Genomic DNA, 16,653 nt, shown 5'->3' on the forward strand with positions numbered 1-16,653 from the left:
ACCAGGGGGAACGTTGGAATCGCGGATCACTGATGCGGATCTGGCCATCATCGGCGGTGGCGTCGGCGGAGTCGCCGCCGCGCTCGCAGCTCTGCGCCGCGGGCTGCGGGTGGTGCTGACCGAGGAGGGCGACCGCATCGGCGGGCAGTTCACCAGCCAGGGCGTGCCCCCGGACGAGCACCGGTGGATCGAGCAGTTCGGCTGCACCGCCTCCTACCGCCGGTACCGCAACGCGGTCCGCGATCACTACCGGACGTGGTACCCCCTCACCGTGGCCGCCAGAAGCCAGCCACACCTCAACCCCGGCCTGGGCCGGGTCGGTGCACTGTGCCACGAGCCGCGGGTCAGCGGTGCGGTGCTGCGCGCGCTCGTCGACCCCTACCTGAGCAGCGGCCGGCTGCGCGTCCTGCTCCGTGCGCGGCCGGTCGCGGCGGAGACCGACGGCGACCGGGTCAGCAGCGTGACAGTGGACCGCGCGGACGCCGGCCTGGTGCACATCGCGAGCCCGTACTATCTGGACGCCACCGAGCTCGGTGACCTGCTGCCGCTCGCGGGTGCGGAACACGTCACCGGGTTCGAGTCCAGACACGAGACCGGTGAGCCGAGCGCGCCGGAGGCGGCGCAGCCCGGCAACATGCAGGCGTTCTCCTGGGTGTTCGCCGTCGATCACCGCGAGGGCGAGGACCACGTGATCGACCGGCCGGCGAACTACGACCACTGGCGCGCGTACCGTCCCGACTACTGGCCGGGACCGCAGGTCGGGCTGACCGCGCCGGACCCGCGGACGAGGGAGCCGCTGACGCGGACGTTCACCCCGAACATCCGCTCGGGGCCCGTGCTCGCCGACCAGAGCCAGGACCCGGGGGATCGCGAGCTGTGGGAGTTCCGCCGGGCCGTCGCCCGCGAGCTGTACGAGCCCGGCTTCGTGACCAGCGACGTCACCCTGGTGAACTGGCCCATGATCGACTACGTGGCGGGGGCCCTCATCGGCGTGAGCGAGGAGGAGAAGGCCCGCCACCTCGCCGGAGCGCGTGAGCTCTCCGCGAGCATGCTCTACTGGCTGCAGACCGAGGCACCACGGCCGGACGGCGGCCGCGGCTGGCCTGGACTACGGCTGCGGCCGGACGTCATGGACACCCCCGACGGCTTCGCCGCCGCCCCCTACATCCGCGAGTCCCGGCGGATCAGGGCCGAGTACACCGTCGTCGAACAGGACGTGTCCCTCGCCGTACGCGGAGAGGCGGGCGCGAAGCCGTACGACGACACGGTCGGCATCGGCATGTACCGGATCGACCTGCACCCCTCGACGGGCGGCGACAACTACATCGACGTTCCCAGCTGCCCGTTCCAGATCCCGCTCGGCGCCCTGCTGCCCGTCCGCGTGCGGAACGTGTTGCCGGCCGGTAAGAACATCGGCAGCACGCACATCACCAACGGCTGCTACCGGCTGCACCCCGTGGAGTGGAACATCGGCGAGGCCGCCGCCTCACTGGTGGCCTACTGCCTGGGGGAGACGGTGGAGCCGCACGATGTCCGGCGCAAGGAAGGACACCTGCGAGCGTTCCAGGGCGCGCTGAAGGCCGACGGCGTCGAGCTGTCCTGGCCGGAGATCCGGGGGTACTGATGCCGGTGTCAGGTGTGATCGTCCCCGCCGTGACCCCGATCGGCGAGAGCGGGCGTCCGGACCTCGAGGCCGGCCTGGGATATTTCGGCGCGCTCGCCGCCGCGGGCATCACGAAGATCATGCTCCTGGGCACGAACGGCGAAGGGCCGCTGCACCAGACGGCGGAGATCGGCGCGTTCCTCGCCGATGCCGTCGGCCGCTGGCGGTGGCTGGTGCCGGGCGGCACCGTCGTCGTCAACGTCTCCGCCGCCGGCACCCGCGAATCGCTCAGGCGGGCCGAGCTCGCCGCGGAGGCCGGGTGCGACGCGGTCGCCCTCAGCCCGCCCTGCTACTTCCACCATGACGAGCACGACATCGTCGAGCACTACCGGGCGAGCCGTGCCGCGGCCGTGCCGGTGATCGCGTACAACATCCCGCGGTACGCGCCGCCGTTCTCGGCGGGCTCGATCGCAGCCGTCGCCGACATGGAGCACGTCGCCGGCGTCAAGGACAGCTCCGGCGACTCGGACATCCTGCGGCAGTGGCTCGACGTCAAGCGCCACCGGCCGGACTTCGGCGTGAGCCAGGGAGCGGAGGGCAAGATGCTCGACGCGCTGTCCGCGGGCACGGACGGGATCACCCCCGGAATCGCCAACCTCGCCCCGCGCGTCGCGCTCGAACTCGTCGCCGCGCACCACGCAGGCGATCAGGAGCGTGCCGCCCTGGCCCAGAAACGGGTCGTCTCGTTGCTCGGGGTGCACGGGATCCGGGCCGGAGTCCCGGTCGTCAAGGCGAGCCTGGCCATGCGAGGCCTGTGCGCCCCCACGGTCGCCCCACCGCTGCGGACCCTCGACGACGGCGAACTGGCGGCACTGCGCGAGTTCCTGACGGAATTCGAGCCTGATCTGATCGGAGCCGCCGATGGCTGACGTCGAGTGGTGGCGTACCGCGGTGATCTACCAGATCTACATCCGGTCCTTCGCGGACGGCGACGGCGACGGGATCGGCGACATCGCCGGGGTCCGCAGCCGCCTGGGCTACCTGGCCGGGCTCGGTGTCGACGCCATCTGGATCACGCCGTGGTACGAGTCGCCGAACAACGACGGGGGCTACGACGTGGCCGACTACCGTGCCATCGCCCGCGAGTACGGCGACGTGCGCGGGGCCGAGCAACTCGTCGCGGAGGCGCACCGGCATGGCCTCAAGGTGATCCTGGACATCGTGCCGAACCACACGTCCACCGATCACCCCTGGTTCCAGGCCGCGCTCGCCGCCCCGCCCGGCTCCCCGGAACGCGCCCGGTACCACTTCATGGACGGGCACGTCGTCCCCAACGACTGGCGCAGCACGTTCGGCGGCCCGGCCTGGACCCGGGTGCCCGACGGGCAGTGGTACCTGCACCTCTTCGATCCCACCCAGGCCGACCTCAACTGGTCCCATCCCGAGGTCCGCGCGGAGTTCCTGGACCTGCTGCGCTTCTGGTTCGACCGCGGGGTCGACGGGTTCCGCATCGACGTCGCCACCGGCCTGATCAAGCACCCCGGTTACCCCGATCTCGGCTACCGGGAGGAGGACCTGCTCGTTCTCACCGACGTGCCCGACCATCCGCACCGGGACCGAGACGAGGTGCACGCCGTCTACCGGGAGTGGCGCGAGGTGGCCGACGCCTACGACCCGCCGAGGATCTTCGTGGCCGAGGCGTGGGTGGCGGACCCCGAGCGGCTGGCCAGGTACGTGGCGCCGGACCAGCTCCACACCGCCTTCAACTTCCCCTTCCTGCAGTCCGCGTGGGACGCCGGCGACCTCTTCACGGTGATCGACTCCACGCTCCGCACGATGTCTCTCTCCGGGTCCCCCTCCGGCGCGCCGCCCACCTGGGTGCTGTCCAACCACGACGTCGAACGCACGGTGACCCGTTACGGCCGTGCCGACACCCGCAAGCACCAGGGGAGATCCGGTCACGAGCTGGGCCCGGTCGACGAGGATCTGGGTCGCCGTCGCGCCAGGGCCGCGCTGCTGCTGATGCTGGCGCTGCCCGGCGTCGCCTACCTCTACCAGGGCGAGGAACTCGGGCTGCCCGACCACATGGACATCCCCGACGATCGTCTCCGGGACCCGATCTGGACCCGTTCGGGCGGGCGCCGCCGAGGACGCGACGGTTGCCGCGTACCGCTGCCCTGGACGCCGGCGCCGGACGGCGCCGGGTTCGGTTCGGCGGCCCCGTGGCTTCCGCAACCTCCCGGATGGGGGCGGCTCTCGGTGGCGAACCAGGTGGACGACCCGGCCTCCACCTACCACCTCGTGGCGCGGGCGCTGCGGATCCGGCGGGAGCTGGACGTTCCCCAGGAGCTCGAGTGGGTGGACCGAGCCGGCTCGGTCCTGCGCTTCCGTCGCGGACCGGACTTCGAGTGCGTCGTCAATCTCGGTGACACGGAGGTGCCGCTGCCCGCCGGCACGGTCACCCTCCTGCGCAGCGACGCCCACGCCGCCGCGGGCGACCCGCTCGGACCGGACACCGCCGCCTGGCTGCGGGTGCGGGGCGACGGTACGACATGAGCCGACCCAACATCGTGCTGATCCTCGCCGACGACCTGGGCTACTCGGACATCGGCTGTTACGGCGGCGAGATCCGCACGCCGAATCTCGACCGGATCGGGCGGGCCGGGGTGCGGCTGTCGCAGTTCGCCAACACGGCACGGTGCAGCCCGTCGCGCGCGTCCCTGCTGACCGGGCTGCATCCGCACCAGACAGGTGTCGGTGTCCTGGCCGGCAACGGCGCACCCGGAGGCTATCCGGGCAGCCTCGACGACCGCTGCGTGACCGTCGCCGAGCTGCTCGGAGCCGCCGGGTACGCCACCGCCATGTCGGGCAAATGGCACCTGAGCGGGCCGTTGTGGGAGCCGGTCGGCTCGTGGCCCACCCGGCGAGGATTCGGCGACTTCTTCGGAACCCTCAGCGGATGCGGGAGCTACTACGACCCGGCGACTCTGTACCGGGGCGAGGCGGACGCGAGCGCCGAAACCCGCGATCCGCGGTTCTTCTACACCGATGCGATCACCGACCACGCGGTGGAGTTCATCGGCCGGGAGGCCGCCGCCGGCCGTCCGTTCTTCGCGTACGTGGCCTACACCGCGCCGCACTGGCCGCTGCACGCGCCCGAGGAGGATGTCGCCGGGTACGACGGCGTCTACACCGCGGGCTGGGACGAACTGCGCGCCCGCCGGCTCGACCGGCTGCGCGCCGAGGGCCTGCTCGGCGCCGAGTCGGCACTGTCCCAGCCCGACCCGGCGCAACCACCGTGGGCGGCGGCACCGGACCAGGCGTGGGAGGCCCGCCGCATGCAGGTGTACGCCGCCCAGGTGGAGCGGATGGACCGGGGCATCGGCCGGATCCTCGACCAGCTGGCGACCTCCGGGGTCTACGACGACACCGTCGTGGTGTTCCTGTCGGACAACGGCGGCTGCGCCGAGATCCTGCCGCTCGGCGACCCGGAGGAATTCCGGGCCAGGCGGCACATCGTGCCGGCGGCCACCCGGGAGGGCGCCGAGTTGCGTGTCGGCAACCTCCCGGGTGTCGATCCCGGCCCGGAGGACACCTACGCGAGTTACGGCCCCGCGTGGGCCAACCTGTCCAACACCCCGTTCCGTCTCTACAAGCGGTGGGTCCACGAGGGAGGCATCGCCACCCCGTTCATCGTGCACTGGCCCGCGGGAGGCCTGGCCGCGGGCCGGATCGTCCGGACCCCCTTCCAGCTCACCGACGTGCTGCCCACCCTGCTCGCCGCCGCCGGCGTCGAGTACCCGCGCGAGCTCCAGGGGCGGGATACGCCGCCCCTGGAGGGGCGCAGCATGGTGCCCGCCCTGCGCGGAGAGCCGGTCCCGGACACGTGGCTGTTCTGGGAGCACCTGGGCAACGCCGCCGTACGCCGGGGGCGGTGGAAGCTGGTCCGCGAGCACGCGGGGCCATGGGAGCTCTACGACATGGACACCGACCGCTCCGAGCTGGCCGATCTCGCCGGACGCCACCCCGGCCGCGTTGCCGAGCTGGCCGCCGCGTACCGCCGCTGGGCGCGGCGGGTCGGCGTCATACCCCGCGAAGGGGCGGGTTGACGGGTGTGCTCAGGTCTGATTCGTACCGGTGACGCGTCTCGAAGTTGCTGAGACGCTCGTCTCGGCGCCCTGACCGGGGGCGCGTACGCGACCGATAGAGTCAGCCAGGATCGCACCGATGCGAAAGGGAACAACCTGCCGTGAACGTAGGCGTCGTCGAACAGGCGGCGGGGTTGTTCGCGGTCACGGACATCGACGACATCCTGATCCTGGCATTGTTCTTCGCGCGGGGCGCCGGGCACCGGGGTGTGCTGCCGTACCTGGGAGTGCTCCCGCTCGTCCTCGGACTCAGGGCCGCCTGGCAGGCGTGGAAGGACCACCGCGACGGTGGTGAGGACGAGCGCGCGGAAGGGCGTGCCGGTGGTCCGAAGGTTGAGCCGGTGGGGTCACCTCCTGTTGCCGATCGTGCTGATCGGCCTCGGGGTGCTCATTCTCGTGGAGGGCGGCGCCTTCGGCCTGTAGGCGTCAGCTGACGCGCGTGCTCGTGGTGGACGCCCGCACTAGCCGGCGACCTGCGTGGTGACGCGCTGGATGGCCTTGACGGCGACGTCGGGCTGGTCGACGTAGATGTAGTGCCCGCTCTTGGCGGCCGTGCTCGGCCTGCTGTCGCTGGAGATCTCGAGCCACTTGCGCTGGCCGGCGCTCCACGCCTTCTCCAGCTGCTTGCCGTACGTGGGGATGGCCGCCAGGTACGGCTGCCCGTGCTGGATCACCTCGACCGGGATGTCCCCGGCCGAACGGACCTTCCCATCGGGCATGACGAGCTGCTCCGGGTTCTGCCCCTTGAAGATCGCCAGGTTCTGCGCGCGCACCTCGGCCGCCGGACCCTTGGCCGAGGCCGGGATCACCTTGGCGACGTCACCGGCCATGGTCGAGGGGGTGGCGTCCATCAGCACTAGCCCCTTGACACGGTCCTGGTGGTCGGGGGCGTAGCGGGCGGCGATCAGCCCGCCCAGCGAGTGCCCGGCCAGCACCACGGGACGGTCACCGGCGATCCGGTCCAGCACCCCGGTCAAGATCTTGCCGGTGCTCTCGAAGTCCTGAGAACCCTGCGGCTTGTCACTGCCGCCCGCGCCGAGCCGGTCGTAGGAGCAGACCCGGTTCTTCCCGCTCAGCGTCTTCTGCAGCGCGGCCATCTTGCTCAGGTCGTCGCCCCCGCCGTGCATCAGCACGATGACCGGCTCACCGTCCGCCGCGTCACCCGCACACGACACGTTCACCGACGTTCCGGCGACCTTGATCTTCTTGGTTCCGGAGATCAGGTCGGCCTCGACCTGCTGCTCCGCGGAGGCGACGGGGTCCCAGTTCTCCAGCGCGTCGCCGTTGCAACCGGCCACTCCCGCGCCGATCACGGTGCTGCACAGCGCGGCCAGAACGGTTGCCTTGATCTTGCGGGGCATGGGGGTCCTCCGGTGATTCACAGGGTGGTGTGGTGGGAAAGCGGCGGAGCGCCGTGACCACGCCCCAACGTTATGGATCGGGCCGCCCCCGAAGCGTCCCCGCACGGTGGACATTCGCCGGTAGCTCGCACGGGGGACAAGCGCGCCCGCCGTCGCGTCATCGCCGATCGCGGCCGGTCAGCGATTCGACCGTCCCGCGGCCCAGCGCCGCACCGCGTAGAGCAGGCCCGAGACGCCGAAGAGCACCAGGGTGATCGACAACCACCGCGCGAGGTAGGGGGAGGTGCTCAGCCCGACCGCTGCCTGGTAGTTGCGCTCGGCGCCGCGCAGGATGAGCGGGAACCACACCAGCAGCAGCAGGCAGGACAGCCCGGCCGGCACCCGTACGTGATTGACCACAGCGGGCTGCCGTCCGGCCGGCCGCGCCCGGCCGAGGCGTGCGGGAAGCTTCGGCAGGGATCGGATCGCGGTGTCGGCCGCCGAGTACAGCGGCCACAACACCAGGTCGTGGAAGACGACGGCGCCGAGGAACCACACGGCGAACCCCATCCAGATGCCGGCCTCCACCACCCGGGTGGCGGCGTAACCGGCGACCGCGAAGCAGGTCGCCAGCCCGAGAAGGTGCCACGGTCCGGCGCCGTAGGCGCTCGCCCACCGGCTCCCGCCACGACCGCGGCGGTTCACCGTCCCTCCCGGCGGAACTCGAGTTCGCGCACCCACTTGGTGTTGTGCACGCCCGGGGCGTTCGGCACGATGATCCGCGCCGGGAACCCGTGGTCGAGGGAGAGGTCGGCGCCGTTGACCCGCAGCGCCAGCAGCGAACGCGGGTCGGCCGCCTGCCCGGCGCTGAGCGAGGCCTGGCCGAAATAGCCCCCGCGTTGCAGCGATCTGGCCGTGACCGCCGCCGCGCCGGGCGGGACGCCGGCCAGGCGGGCCAGGTCCGCCAGCCGCACACCCGTCCAGACCTGCTCGGTCGACCACCCCTCCACGCAGGCGATCGGCAGCGCGTAGGTGTGCAGCGGCATCGCCAGCAAGTCCGCACGGGACAGGAGCGCCGGGCTTGCCCCGACGACCGCCAGCCGCCACCCGTCGCCCGTCTCCGCCGCGGTGACGCCGAGGCTCGCCGCCGTCTTGTTGACCTGGAAGTCGTTGGGCCCCGTCCCGTACTCGCGCCCGTGCGGCGCCAACAAGGCCGTACGGCGCAGCGGCCCGTCCAGCGTCTGGCCGGCCGAAAGGCCGAACATCAGCGCCGAGCCACCGCCGACGAACGCCAGCAGGCCGCGCCGGGACATGGTGGGCGGCGCCGGATCCGCCGGGACCAGGCCGTCGGGGTCGGGAGGTTCCGGTCGCGTGTCGGCCAGGCGCGTACGCAGTTCGCGCCGCAGGTCCCGGGACCGCACCGCGCGGATCGCCCGCGGCAGCCGCATGGCGACGTGGACGGCCAGCGCCGCCAGAAAGATCCACGCACCGTACAGATGCGCCGGATAGAAGGAGAAGGGAAAGACGTAGAAGAGCTGGATGTTGAGGATCCCGGTGGCGAACTGGAACCCCGCGCCGCCGACCAGCAACACCAGGCTGGCACGGTCGACGGCCTGCGCGATCGAGCGCACCGGCGGCCACTGGAACAGCTTGGGGATCACCGACCACAACTTGGCCAGCAGCACGGGAACCAGCGTCAACCCCAGGACGACATGGGTGCCCTGGGTGACCCGGTACAGCCAGGCCGGGTGCGTCGGCCAGTCGAAGAGGTAGAAGCCCAGCAGGCCCTTGCCCGGCGTCGTGTCGTTTCCCGGCAAGCGGGGCTCATAGGCGGCGTACGACAACAACCCGGTGACCGCGACGACGGCGAGCCCGACGAGCAGGACGAGACCGAACACCGACGTGAGCCAGGGACCGCGCAGCGGGCTCCGCCAGAAACCCGGGCGGAACGGCCCGCAGGGCACGGTCGCCCTCAGCCGTCCGGCCCGGCGACTTCCCGCAGCGGACACGTTCCGGGCATGGGCGCGCCCGTGCGGCGTATCCGGCACTGATCCCCCCCGAAGCCGTAGTCGGATGCTGAGGTCCTTACCGGGAGTGCCGCCTTCAACGCAGGACAACGGTAAACATCCCGTCATGCCGCGACCGCCTTGTCCGGGTCCCCGCGTTCTCTACGGTCCCACGACGGACGTCCTGCCGATCATGACCGCCGACTCCGGCGGAACCGCACGATCCACGCGCTTTCGTATCCCCTGTCACATCTGTCACATGGAGCAATTCCGTCAATTAGGACCCAATATTCCCGATCTTGACCTAATCTTGTGCAGTCTATGAACGTTTCTCACAGATTCGCAGCGCTCGCATCCACCGGTGTGGCCCTCACGATGGCCGTGACCTCGCAGGTGTTCGTCTCGCCCGGCGTGGCTTCGGCGGCCGTGGCATCCAGCAATCAGATCCAGCAGGCCGCCCACCCGCTCGCGGGGGCCGCGGTGAGCACGCAGAGCCGGAGTGCCAGTGCGAACAAGTCGCTGGCCACCAAGAACCGGATCTACCGGACCGGCCGCCTCACCGATGTGAACTGCAGGCCGGGCGCGCTGCCGTCTGGGAGCACGAGTGCGTACAAGCGCTTCCTGACCCGCGTGACCAACTGCCTGAACAAGGCGTGGGGCGCGCAGTTCCGCAAGGCGCGGATGCCCTTCTCCAAGCCGCGGCTGCGCATCATCACCAGGAAGGTGAACACGCCCTGCGGCAGGTGGAGCACCGGCGCCGACGGCTACTACTGCTCCTCCAACCGCACGATGTACATGCTGATCACCAAGAAGCAGCTCCGCCAGCCGTTCCCGCTGGGCATCGCGCGGCTCATGGCTCACGAGTACGGCCACCACGTGCAGCAGACCTCGAGGATCTGGAGCTACTACTGGACGGCCCGCAACCAGGCCGGCAGGTCCCAGCGCCTGGCGCTGTCGCGCAGGTCCGAGCTCCAGGCCGAGTGCTTCTCCGGCGCCTTCATGTCGACGCTGCGGGACGGATCGCAGTTCTCGGACCGGCAGTGGGACTACACGGTGGACTGGTTCAGGAAGAACGGCGCCAAGGCGTGGCCGCAGAACGACCACGGCAGGGGGCCCACGCAGGCGACCTGGATGACGCGCGGCTACAACAGCGGCGCCCCCGGAGCGTGCAACACCTGGGCCGCGTCGGCTCGCAGCACCACCTGAGGTCACGCCACCCTCGGTGATCGTGCTTCGAGCGGGCTGACACCGCGTTCAAGGCGATCTCCGCGCTGTCCATCACGTTCTCATAGGGAAGGGCCGGGCCCGTCACGGGTCCGGCCCTTCCCTTGTGTCATCACGGTCCTCGGCTGGGGACGCACCGCGGGTCCCGGCTCCGCGACACGTCCCGGACGCACGGTCAAGAAGGTCTGCATCCGGTGGTAACGACATTCGTGAGTCGGCCACGCGGTGAGCAGGACGGGCGACTACGTCGCTCCGCCAGACTCACCATGAACTGACGACCGACGACGTCTACAGGTCGTCGGCCAAGGGCTAAGGGCTGTTCGACCACGGCGTCGCCGGCAATCTCGACAGGCGATTCGTAAACCGGCCGGCTTGTGAAACAAACCTCTGCTGGGCAGAATGCACCCGAGGAATCCGTCGGCGAAAGGGCGCCAATGAGACGGCGCCCGGTCACGGTGCAGACCTGGGCGCCGGCGGCCACGGGTGAGGCGTCGCGCCTCTCCCGGCGAGGAGGAGCGCGTGACGGAGTGGCGCCCCCGTCTGCGGGAAAGCGTGATCGTCCAGGCGGAGGGCCACGAACTGCTTTTCCTGTGTACTGCGGACAGAACCGTGAAGAGATTCGCCGCCGACGATTTCGTGAAACACGTGATAACGCTCCTTGACGGCACCCGCACGTATGCCGAGATCGAAGGTTCCGTCGGTGACGCGCAGTTGCTTGGTGAGGTGCTGCAGATTCTCACGGAGGAAAGGCTGCTGAGTCGCGTCGGTGATCTGGAGTCGTCCTTTTCGAAGCTCGGCGAGGAGCGTGCCGAATTCTATGATCGCCAGTTGCGGCTGCTCCAGGATTTCTGCGACCAGGGTCGTGTCGACGTGGTCTGCGGCGTGCGGTTGCAGGAGCGCGTCGATCGCTCGACGGCGGTGGTGTGCGGCGTCGGAGGGCTCGGTGGTTGGGTCGCGCTCTGCTTGGCGAACGCGGGTGTGGGCAGGATCCGCCTGTGCGACTTCGACCGGGTGGAGTCGTCCAATCTGACCCGGCAGGCGTTGTTCGCGCTCGCCGATGTGGGGGCGCTCAAGGTGGAGGCGGCGGCTGCCAGGTTGCGGGCGGCTAATCCCTTTGTGACGGTCGAGACCTTCGAGCGGCGTGTCACGTCGTCCGCCGACCTGACGGACCTGGTGGACGGGGCGGGCATCGTGATCAATGTGATGGACCTGCCCACGCCCAACGACACGGCCACGTGGGTGAGCGAGGCCTGCTGGCCGGATGTGCCGCACATTCTGGGCACGGGTTACGCGTACCACATCGGGGTGCTCGGCGCGACGGTCCTTCCCGGCAGAACGGCCTGCTGGGCGTGTGTGCGGGCCGAGACCTTCGCCGATCACGGGCGTCACCGGATGGAGTCGCTGGTCGGCAAGAGGCGGAAGGCGGGCGCCATCGGGGCGCTGTGCGGGCTGGTCGGCACCATTTTGGGCTGGGAGGCGATCCGGGTCCTGGCGGGGCTGGAGCCGGCGCTGAGCGGCCGGTGGAGCGAGGTGGACTTCTGGCCGCTGGAGATCCGTTCGCGTCCCGTCCCGCGGCGACCCGACTGCCCGCTCTGCGGTCCCTGACGACACACCGCCGGAAGGGTTCCGCGCGTTGTGCGCCTGTGCCCGGTCGTTTCTGGAACGCTGGGGTGGCGGAGGACGCTGCGGGCGAGGTGGTTCGGAGGCGACATGAACGAGGCGACCGCGCATCTGCTGTTCGATGCGGTGGAGCGCTTGGAGAAGAACATCGTGGCCCGGGAGTGCCCGGCCATCGTCGCCATGGAGGGCACGGACAAGGTCGTCATGAGCGAGTACGACTACCTGCGCGATCCCGTGACGGCGGAGGCGTTCGAGATCAGGGCGGCGGAGAAGGCCCTGGAGATCGACGTCGTCCGCTGGGTGCTGGGCGTTCCGCAGGTGTGGTTGTTCAAGCCTCCGAGCACGATCGCCGTGCGGGCCGTCTCCTCCCATCCGCTCCTGGAGGGCGAGCAGGAGGCCATCACCTGGATGAGCTTCGACCGCGACGACGGCGTGGACTACGGGCGGGTCGCGTACGTGCGCCGCCCGAACGGGGAGCCGGTGTTCGAGGACCCGGAGATCTTCGACGTCGCCATCCGGCCGGCACAGACCATGCCAGGGTTCGTGCTGCTGCAGCGGTGCCTGGCCGAAGACTGAGGGCCGGCCCGACGAACCGGCCCTCGACCCGCCGCGGCCCGGTCAGCGGTAGCCGTTCTCCTTCAGCTCGATGACCCAGGCACGACGCTCGGCGATCAGGCCGTCGCGCATGACGAACACCTCCGCCATGGACATGCGCATCTCGCCGCCCGCGACTCGCTTCACCGTCCCGGTGAGTTCCGCCATGACGACATCGCCCTGCTCGACCATGCGCACGACCTCCAGGTGAGGAGGGTCGACGAGCTCGGGCGGGCCGTCGATGGCCCGGTCGTAGGCGTCCTTGCCGGTCAGGTGGAACGCGCCGAAGACGGTCCACTCGATGTCGTCTGTCAGGCAGGACAGGATCTGCTCGTGATCGTTCTTGCGGAAACCGTCCAGGTAGGTGTTGACGGTCTCGATATTCCGTGACATGTCTGCTCCTTCGCTTCGAAAATCGCCGTTCAAGGGGCGTATCGCCGTCCTCACCAGGCAGGTCGGAGCAGCCGGAGCGTTCTTGACATCACCCCGACAACCGATGTCCGGCAGCACACCGACGTCGCCGGGGATCGAAGAGTTCGCAACCGTTTCTTCACCCAGTGGACCGCCGGAACGGTCCGTGCAGGTTTAAAGTGCGTCCATCCAAGGGAGCACGATGAGGTTTGGGATATTAGGTCCACTGACGGTGTGGCGGGAGGGTGAGCCGCTCGATCTCGGCACGCCCAAGGCGCGGGTGCTGTTGGCGGTTCTGCTGTGCCAAGCGGGCACCCCTGTTTCGGAAGATCAACTCGTTGTGGCGCTGTGGGGGAGCACCCCTCCGAAGAGCGCCACCAAGAATGTGCAGACCTACGTCCACCGGCTCCGGCGGCACCTGGACGACCCGGCTCGCGTCGTACGGCAGGGCTACGGCTATCTGGTGACGGTCTTCAGGGACGAGCTGGATGCGGCGAAGTTCGAGAACCTGGCGGGCTCGGGGCAGGCGTCGGAGGCCGCCGGGGAGCCGGAGGTGGCGACCCACCTCCTGCACGAGGCGCTGAGTCTCTGGCGCGGGCCCGCGTTCGCCGACATGGCCGATGTCCCGATGCTGGCCACGGAGGCCGCGCGGCTGGACGAGGTGCGCATGTCGGTCCTGCAGTCGCGGATAGCCGTGGACCTGATGCTGGGACGCCACGCCGCGCTGCTGGGCGAGCTGACCGCGCTCACCGGCGAGTACCCCCTGCGGGAGCGGCTGCGCGCGCAGCTGATGCTGGCGCTGTACCGCTGCGGCCGGCGGGCGGACGCGCTCGCCGAATACACGCGTGCCCGCAGGACCCTGGTCGAGGAGACCGGCCTGGACCCGGCGGAAGAGCTGCACGACATGCACCAGAGGATCCTCACGGAGGACCCGTCACTCGACCTCGTTGCTCGCGCCCAGGTGAAGATCACGCGCTCGCCTGGAAGGCCGGGCCCGTACAGGCCGGCGGAGGCCCGGCCCCACCGTGAACGTGCCGCGCGCCGGCCGGACGAAATGAGCACCGAGCCGGGCCAGAAGGCGCGGCACGCGCCCAGGCGTGCCCTGTCCGCCTACCGTCCCGCCCATGCCACGGCCCTGACGTCCGAGCTTCGAACGGCCCCCACCCCCGCCGAGCTGCCGCCGGACATCGCGGAGTTCACGGGCAGGGACGGCGAGGTGGCGGAGCTCACAGAAACCCTCACCAAGCCGCGGCCGGGCACCGTCGCCATGGTCGGCATCGCGGGTATGGGAGGCCTGGGTAAGACCACGCTCGCCGTGCACGTCGCGCACCGGATCGCGGGTCGCTTTCCCGACGGTCAGCTCTATGCGGACCTGCGCGGCGCCTCCGCCGACCCCGCCCGCCCGGAGGACGTGCTCAGCCGCTTCCTGTTCGCCCTGGGCATCAGTGCCACCGGCATACCCGAGTCCCTGGAAGAACGCGTGGCGCTCTACCGGAGCTGCCTGGCCGGACGGAGAACTCTCATCCTGCTGGACAACGTCGCCGGGGAGGAGCAGGTGCGGCCGCTCCTGCCCGGGGCCCCCGGCACGGCCGTGCTGCTCACCGGGCGTGTCCGGCTGGTGGGTCTCGAGGGCGCGAGCCTGCTGGAACTCGACGTCCTGCCGTCGGCCCAGGCCATGGACCTGCTGAGAAGGATCATCGGTGACGAACGCGTCCGGGACGATCCGGACGCGGCTCTGGAGATCACCCGGCTGTGCGGCCGGGTCCCGCTGGCGGTCCGCATCTCGGCGGCCAGGCTCCTCGGCAGAAGGCAGTGGAGCCTGGCCCACCTCGCCGGCGTTCTCGGGGAGGAACGCCACCGGCTGGACGAACTCGTGGCGGGCGACCTCGACATCCGCGCGGGATTCGAGATGACCTACCGTACGCTTCCCGCGGGCGCGCAGCGGGCCTTCCGGCTCGCCGGGCTGCTCGACGCGCCCGATTTCGCCTCCTGGGCGGTGGCCGCCCTCCTGGACGTACCGGTACGGCAGGCGGAACGCGAGATCGAGACCCTGGTCGACGCCCATCTGCTGAACCTCACGGGGACGGACGAGACGGGCAGGCTCAGGTACCGCTTCCACGACCTGATCCGGTTGTACGCGCGCGAGCGGGCGCAGCGCGAGGATTCCGAACCCGAGCGCCAGGCCGCGCTCCGTCGGGCACTGGGCGCGTGGCTGGCCCTGGCGGAGGTCGCGGCGGAGCACGTCCCGGGCCCCTGCTTCGCACCCATGCACAGCAGCGCGCCACGCTGGCGGCTGCCCGCGGCGGTCTCGGGCCCGCTGCTGGCCGACCCGATGGCCTGGTTCGGCGCGGAGCACGCCGCGCTGATGGCGGGGGTCGCCCAGGCGTGCGAGGCGCGCCTGACCCGACTCGCGTGGGACCTCGCGGGGTCCACCGAGACGTACCTCAACGTGCGCGGCCTGTACGACGGCTGGCAGCGCATGCACGAGCAGGCGCTCGCGCTCTGCCGTGAGACCGGCGACAGGCGCGGCGAGGCCGTGCTGATGCGCGGCCTCCTGGAGGTCACCACCTGGAACTCGCCGGCGGGCCCGGGACCGGCGATGACGCGGATGCGGGCCGGCGCTTCGCAACTCCTCGAGCTGTTCACCATGCTGGGCGATCCGGTGGGAATGGCCGACGCCCTGGCGACCCTGGCCTGGAGCATGACGGCCGACGGGAACGGCGGTGCGCAAGCGCTCGCCCTGGCGGAGCACGCCCTGCGGACGGCCGCCGACGCGGGCTACCTCGGCGGCCAGGCGCGGGCCTACCACGTGATGGCGATCATCTACGGCGAGGACGACCCGCGGGCGGCGCACGCGGTCCTGGAGCAGGCGACGAAGGTCGCCGAGGCGCTCGGCAACGCTCACTACACCACGACGGTCACGCAGTTCCTCGGGGCGGCGAAATCGTTCTGCGGTGACTTCACGGGTGGCCAGGAACTGCTGGAGAGTTCGCTGGACATGGCGCGGCGGTTGAACTACCGCTATCTGGAGACGTTCTCGCTGCTCTACCTCGCGAAGTTGTTCGTCGCGACCGGGGACGAGCGGGCCAGGGCGACCGCCGAGCTGACGATGGCCCACAGCGAGGACGGCAACTTCGGCCATTACCTCGCCGACGCGCTCAGCGTCCTCGGGCAGCTGAACCTGGCCGAAGGAGACCTGCCCGCCGCCATCGCCACCCTCGAACGCTCGGTGAGGGTCTGGCGAACCCGCGGCTCGATCCCCTACCTGGCGCGGACGCTGCGCGCCCTCGGCGACGCCCACGACGCCGCCGGCGACCACCGCACGGCCAAGGCCGTCTGGGAAGAGGCCCGCGAGCTGTTCCACGGGATCTCGCACGAGAACGGCGTGGGAACGCTGGACGCCCGGCTCGCCCGCTGACCCGTCCCCGCCACCGCGAGACCAACCGGCCACCACGAATGCCCCGTCATCCGCCCGGTCCGTCCGGACGCTGCTCCGGCGGGCGCGAAAGGGGCGCGGTCTTTCTCTCCGGCAGCCGTGTGCATTTCCTGCCGCGCGCAAGTCAACCTGTCGGGACATTGATGGAGAGATACCTGACCGACGAACGCCGAAGGTGGGAAATGTCGGATACCCGACACACGTGTGGCGATTCTCCTTTGCGCTGCACTTGGATGGTGACCATTCCGGTTCATTGATTGGGAGGAACCGC

General features: G+C 70.5%; 12 protein-coding genes. 8 read left to right on the top strand and 4 right to left on the bottom strand.

The window, feature by feature from the left end; genetic code table 11:
* The first annotated feature begins 13 nt into the window (after positions 1 to 13).
* Genes ABGB01_RS35055 through ABGB01_RS35070 form a run of 4 tightly spaced genes read left to right on the top strand, consistent with a single transcriptional unit; the run spans position 14 to position 5,712 of the window.
* A complete protein-coding gene (locus ABGB01_RS35055) occupies positions 14 to 1,624 on the top strand; it encodes an FAD-dependent oxidoreductase (protein WP_347777864.1) in 1,611 nt (536 codons plus the stop codon).
* On the top strand, positions 1,624 to 2,532 hold the full coding sequence (locus ABGB01_RS35060) for a dihydrodipicolinate synthase family protein (RefSeq protein ID WP_347777865.1): 909 nt from the start codon (positions 1,624 to 1,626) through the stop codon (positions 2,530 to 2,532). The genes ABGB01_RS35055 and ABGB01_RS35060 overlap by 1 nt, the downstream gene beginning before the upstream one ends.
* Positions 2,525 to 4,159, top strand: coding sequence for an alpha-amylase family glycosyl hydrolase (locus ABGB01_RS35065; RefSeq protein ID WP_347777866.1), 1,635 nt, complete (start codon positions 2,525 to 2,527; stop codon positions 4,157 to 4,159). Before ABGB01_RS35060 ends, ABGB01_RS35065 begins: the two co-directional genes overlap by 8 nt.
* Entirely contained in the window at positions 4,156 to 5,712 is a 1,557-nt protein-coding gene (locus ABGB01_RS35070) for an arylsulfatase (protein ID WP_347777867.1), read from the top strand. Before ABGB01_RS35065 ends, ABGB01_RS35070 begins: the two co-directional genes overlap by 4 nt.
* A gap of 500 nt (positions 5,713 to 6,212) precedes the next feature.
* Here the strand turns inward: ABGB01_RS35070 and ABGB01_RS35075 are convergent, their stop codons facing one another.
* The 3 genes from ABGB01_RS35075 to ABGB01_RS35085 form a co-directional block, all read right to left on the bottom strand.
* Positions 6,213 to 7,112, bottom strand: a complete 900-nt coding sequence (locus tag ABGB01_RS35075; RefSeq protein ID WP_347777868.1) for an alpha/beta fold hydrolase — start codon at positions 7,110 to 7,112, stop codon at positions 6,213 to 6,215.
* A 177-nt stretch (positions 7,113 to 7,289) separates the two neighbouring features.
* Positions 7,290 to 7,796, bottom strand: a complete 507-nt coding sequence (locus ABGB01_RS35080) for a hypothetical protein (protein ID WP_347777869.1) — start codon at positions 7,794 to 7,796, stop codon at positions 7,290 to 7,292.
* Positions 7,793 to 8,989 carry a molybdopterin-dependent oxidoreductase gene (locus ABGB01_RS35085; protein WP_347777870.1) on the bottom strand — a complete coding sequence of 399 codons (1,197 nt, stop codon included), beginning with the start codon at positions 8,987 to 8,989 and terminating at the stop codon, positions 7,793 to 7,795. The genes ABGB01_RS35080 and ABGB01_RS35085 overlap by 4 nt, the downstream gene beginning before the upstream one ends.
* A 471-nt stretch (positions 8,990 to 9,460) precedes the next feature.
* On the opposite strand from ABGB01_RS35085, the gene ABGB01_RS35090 reads away from it, so the two are divergent.
* The 3 genes from ABGB01_RS35090 (at position 9,461) to ABGB01_RS35100 (ending at position 12,517) form a co-directional block, all read left to right on the top strand.
* Positions 9,461 to 10,303 carry a neutral zinc metallopeptidase gene (locus ABGB01_RS35090; protein ID WP_347777871.1) on the top strand — a complete coding sequence of 281 codons (843 nt, stop codon included), beginning with the start codon at positions 9,461 to 9,463 and terminating at the stop codon, positions 10,301 to 10,303.
* A 570-nt stretch (positions 10,304 to 10,873) separates the two neighbouring features.
* Positions 10,874 to 11,926, top strand: coding sequence for a ThiF family adenylyltransferase (locus ABGB01_RS35095; protein ID WP_347777872.1), 1,053 nt, complete (start codon positions 10,874 to 10,876; stop codon positions 11,924 to 11,926).
* Between the two features lie 105 nt (positions 11,927 to 12,031).
* Complete coding sequence (locus ABGB01_RS35100) at positions 12,032 to 12,517, top strand: hypothetical protein (RefSeq protein WP_347777873.1); 486 nt, start codon at positions 12,032 to 12,034, stop codon at positions 12,515 to 12,517.
* A 42-nt stretch (positions 12,518 to 12,559) separates the two neighbouring features.
* On the opposite strand, the gene ABGB01_RS35105 is transcribed toward ABGB01_RS35100, so the two are convergent.
* Positions 12,560 to 12,928, bottom strand: coding sequence for a nuclear transport factor 2 family protein (locus ABGB01_RS35105; protein WP_347623072.1), 369 nt, complete (start codon positions 12,926 to 12,928; stop codon positions 12,560 to 12,562).
* Positions 12,929 to 13,148: 220 nt separating this feature from the next.
* On the opposite strand from ABGB01_RS35105, the gene ABGB01_RS35110 reads away from it, so the two are divergent.
* Positions 13,149 to 16,364, top strand: coding sequence for a BTAD domain-containing putative transcriptional regulator (locus ABGB01_RS35110; RefSeq protein ID WP_347777874.1), 3,216 nt, complete (start codon positions 13,149 to 13,151; stop codon positions 16,362 to 16,364).
* Positions 16,365 to 16,653: the final 289 nt, after the last annotated feature.

It is taken from the genome of Nonomuraea sp. B5E05, from assembly GCF_039880665.1.
Taxonomy (GTDB): domain Bacteria; phylum Actinomycetota; class Actinomycetes; order Streptosporangiales; family Streptosporangiaceae; genus Nonomuraea.

Bases quoted from the DNA above. Each gene is read 5' to 3' on its own strand.
- ABGB01_RS35060 (WP_347777865.1), top strand. From the start codon at position 1,624: ATGCCGGTGTCAGGTGTGATCGTCCCCGCCGTGACCCCGATCGGCGAG.
- ABGB01_RS35110 (WP_347777874.1), top strand. From the start codon at position 13,149: ATGAGGTTTGGGATATTAGGTCCACTGACGGTGTGGCGGGAGGGTGAG.
- ABGB01_RS35100 (WP_347777873.1), top strand. From the start codon at position 12,032: ATGAACGAGGCGACCGCGCATCTGCTGTTCGATGCGGTGGAGCGCTTG.
- ABGB01_RS35070 (WP_347777867.1), top strand. From the start codon at position 4,156: ATGAGCCGACCCAACATCGTGCTGATCCTCGCCGACGACCTGGGCTAC.
- ABGB01_RS35105 (WP_347623072.1), bottom strand. From the start codon at position 12,928: ATGTCACGGAATATCGAGACCGTCAACACCTACCTGGACGGTTTCCGC.
- ABGB01_RS35075 (WP_347777868.1), bottom strand. From the start codon at position 7,112: ATGCCCCGCAAGATCAAGGCAACCGTTCTGGCCGCGCTGTGCAGCACC.
- ABGB01_RS35065 (WP_347777866.1), top strand. From the start codon at position 2,525: ATGGCTGACGTCGAGTGGTGGCGTACCGCGGTGATCTACCAGATCTAC.